Annotated in this window: 3 protein-coding genes and 1 pseudogene; all 4 read right to left on the bottom strand. The window is 69.2% G+C overall.

Annotated elements, in window-relative coordinates; all coding sequences use genetic code 11:
- Positions 1–78 precede the first annotated feature (78 nt).
- The gene (locus ACFWR9_RS42060) at positions 79–1,011 is read right to left on the bottom strand and encodes an N-acetylmuramoyl-L-alanine amidase (RefSeq protein WP_383852782.1); all 933 of its coding nucleotides are present in this window, start codon (positions 1,009–1,011) and stop codon (positions 79–81) included.
- Between the two features lie 67 nt (positions 1,012–1,078).
- The gene (locus tag ACFWR9_RS42065) at positions 1,079–1,327 is read right to left on the bottom strand and encodes a hypothetical protein (protein WP_383852785.1); all 249 of its coding nucleotides are present in this window, start codon (positions 1,325–1,327) and stop codon (positions 1,079–1,081) included.
- A gap of 8 nt (positions 1,328–1,335) precedes the next feature.
- Complete coding sequence (locus ACFWR9_RS42070) at positions 1,336–3,144, bottom strand: glycosyl hydrolase family 28-related protein (protein ID WP_383852788.1); 1,809 nt, start codon at positions 3,142–3,144, stop codon at positions 1,336–1,338.
- A pseudogene (locus tag ACFWR9_RS42075) lies at positions 3,144–3,509 on the bottom strand (hypothetical protein); the annotation flags it as partial. The gene ACFWR9_RS42070 and the pseudogene ACFWR9_RS42075, both read right to left, overlap by 1 nt.

The raw sequence follows: 3,509 nt of genomic DNA on the forward strand, positions 1-3,509 counted from the left end.
CGGCGAGGCTGGCCAGGTAGGCGAGCGCGCTGGACGCGGTGACCTTCTTCTCGATCGGTGCGGAGGGAGATGCCATGATCAGTTCCTTACGTCGAAGCCGTGCCGCTGGCCGAGCTTGACCAGGGACGTCTTGCCGGGGATGCCGTCGGCGGCGCCGCCGGGCTTGGTGCTGGAGCCGGGGTAGAGCTTGAGCTGCCACCGCGAGTAGGCGGCGACGGTGTCCGAGCCGAAGTGCCCGTCCAGCCGCCGCGAGGAGAGGAGGCCCTCGTCGACCAGGGCGGCCTCCACGATCCGGGCGCCTGCGTACGTGACCGGGGTGCCGCGCATCGCCGGGTTGGAGCGGGCGGCCTTGACCAGCTCGGACAGGTCGACGACCGGTCTGGACGGCGTGGGGCGCGGTGTGGTGGACGGCTTGCTGCCGAGACGCTTCGCGATGCGGGCCTCGATGTCGTCCCAGTCCAGGCCCGGTCCGCGCGGGTCGACCTTGCCCGGCTGCCAGTCCAGGTGCCGGAAGACCGAGCGGTAGTTCCAGCCGTAGTGTCGGCAGATCGCGGCGCCCACGCGGACGATGGCCTCGATCTGCGCCGCCGGCCAGGGGTCCTTGTTGTCGCCGAGGTTCTCGCACTCGAATCCGAAGAAGTGACGGTTGCCGTCGACGGACGCCTCGTTGTCGGCGGGCAGCGCGCGTTCGGCGATGACCGCGGCCAGGACGTCGGGGTCCCCCAACCCGGCGTGGTTGGCGCGGCCGTAGCCGACAAGGTGCACGCGGCCGTCCTTGGCGATCATGCCGTGGCACAGAGGGCCGGGCAGGCCGGAGTAGCCGTCGCGGACGATGCGCACCGTGGGGCCGGTGCCCTTGGTGACTGTGTGGTGGATCATCACGCCGTGCACGGGCCCCCAGGGACCCTTGTGGTTGCGGTTGTGGTCCCGCCAGTCGCCCTCCTGGACGACGACCAAGCCCTCCTTCTCCAGCGCGGAGAGGAAGGCGGACGCGGACATGGGTGTGGCCATCAGGCCTCCAGACATGAGGAACGCCCCGGCCAGACGGCTTGGGGGCGAGCGTGCGGGCGGGGGGTGACTACGCGGGTTCGTAATCCCAGTCGCTCACCCCGGCGGCCGTAATGATCTTCTCCACCTTGTCGATGTGCTCATGGCCGCTGGCGTTGAGGGAGTCTGCGAAAGCCTGGATCGCGCTGTTGATGTCAGCCTCGGTGTAGCTGAAGCCGGACCCTCGCGTGCTGAGACGCAGTGAGAAGGAGCCGAAGAGGACGGGGCCTTCCGCCTTGAAGGTGAAGATGTGTTCGTCGTCGACGTAGGTCGTGGCCATGGGTCTCCTTAGGCAGGTTCAAAGATCGTCCAAGCGACGACCGACGTGTCAGCCGCGCTGCTGGACTGGATGTGAAAGGACGTGCCAGGGGTGCGAGCGTCCACCCGTAGCCAGCCGGGGGTACCGCCGTCGGCCTGGGTTGTGAGCTGGATTCGCGAGTTCGCCGTCACGCTCGTGTTGGCCACGGTGGCCGCGCCGCCTGCCAGGGTGGCGACGCCCATCCTCGCGTTGGCGCCCTCGGCGATGGCGATGCCGCCGCCGGCGCCGCCCAAGTTGAGGGCCTTGGCTTGGCCGGCCCAGATGTTCCACTGGCCGTTCGACTGTCCGGAGGCCAGAGCGGCGTACCCGCCGACGTTGAGGTTCCCGGCGACGTCGGTCGGTGGGGCGAACGCGTCGACTGGGGCGGCGGTGGTGCCGGTGCGCTCGGCGATGTTGAGGCCCCGGCGCAGCACGGTGTTGTCGCCCGCGTCGGACCAGCCGGCCGTGGCGGCGTGCAGGAACCCAGAGTCGACGGACACGTAGGTGCAGCCGGTGAACCGGACGCCGTACTGCGGGCTGTTCGTCTGGGTGCCGTCGTCGTCGACGCCGGGGTAGCAGGTGACCATGCCGACGATGACGGGCACGGTGGCGGCGGCGCAGGCGAGGCCGGCGTACCCGCCGCCGCCCGCGCCAAGGTTGCGGCCATCGCGGCGGGTGTGCAGGTTCTCGATCTGAATCGGCGGGTTGCCGGTCGCGTCGACCAGGACGCCGTTGGCACCGTTGCGGTCCGTCGAACAGTCGCCGAGGAGCATGCCGCCCGAGCCGGTTCCGGTCGCCCAGTTCCCGGTCAGGTGGAATCCGTTGTTGACGTTCCACTCGGCGCGGCAGCCGATCGCGTGGCTGTTCGCCGCGTTGGCGATCTCGAAGCCATTTGCACCGCAGCCGATCGCCTGGCAGTCCATAAGGGTGATGTCGGTCATCACTTCGAACGCGAATCCGTGCCAGCCCGTGTTATCGATCATCACCCGGTGTAGGCGCCACGAATACGGGAAGAACCCGCCGTTGGCCTCGGTGTGGATGCCGGCGCCGGTGACGCGTCGGACGGTCACGTCCCTCAGTTGCACGTTCTGAATGTTGCCCGCCGCCCGGATGCCATCGACTCCCGGCTCGGTGAGGTCACCGCCGTCGATCATCACGGACAGGATGCGGTGCTCGGCGCTGATGGTGGGGTAGCCGCCGTCGATCTCGTCGAGGAACAGGATCACCGCTGTGCCCACGAAGGAGGCGAGGGGCTTGATGTAGCACTGCGGGTCCGTGAGGTTGACCACCGTCATCAGGTTGGCGTGGGTGCCCTGCAGCGTGACCGCGGGCGGGATCGTCAACGGCGCCGAGGTGCGGTAGCCGCCGACCGGGAGGTAGACGACACCGCCCATCACGCAGGCGTCCAGCGCGGCCTGGATGGACAGTGTGTCGTCGGTGACGTTGTCGCCGACCGCCCCGAAGTCCTTGACGTTCAGCCAGTCACGGACCGACCCGGCCGGAGCGTCGGTCCCGGCGCCGAGGGCGTGGGCTTCCATCCACGCGCGGCTTACCCCGCCCGCGTCCGTCCACATCCCGACCACGCCGTCCGGGCCCTGGAAGCGGGGCACGAATCCCTGTCCGTCAGCGACGACCTCGGTGACCGGGCCGCCCGTGGCGTTCAGCAGGTCGGTGTACTGGGTGCCGCCGTCGGCCGCAGACCAGAACGTGAGCACCGCTCCCGGGGCGACAGACCACAGGCCGTCCGTCGGCCGCACCACGTAGTCGGCGACGCCCGCCCCGTATTCGTACCTGGCCATCAGTCCACCACCCAGCTCGGGCCGGACTGCGTCAGCACGTAGTCGCCCTTGTCGATCGTCGGTTTCTGCACCAGCCACACCTGCCCCGGCCGGTCGGACGCCTTGGAGTAGATCGTCAGCCGTCCGATGGACACGCCCTCGATGTACGCCAGGGCGTACTGGTCCCTGTTGCGGTGCTGGAACGCGGCCGGAATCTGCACGGGCAACCGCGACTCGTTACCGCCGGCGAGGCTGCTCTGCTCACGGCGGAACGAGCCGAGTCTCAAACAGGCGATGCCGTTGCGGCGCTCGATCACTGGGGTGACCCCGATGGACCACACGGGGGTGATGCCGCTGTTGATCTCGATGTCGCCGGTGTCGTCGAA

Source organism: Streptomyces sp. NPDC058534 (assembly GCF_042717365.1).
GTDB lineage: Bacteria > Actinomycetota > Actinomycetes > Streptomycetales > Streptomycetaceae > Streptomyces.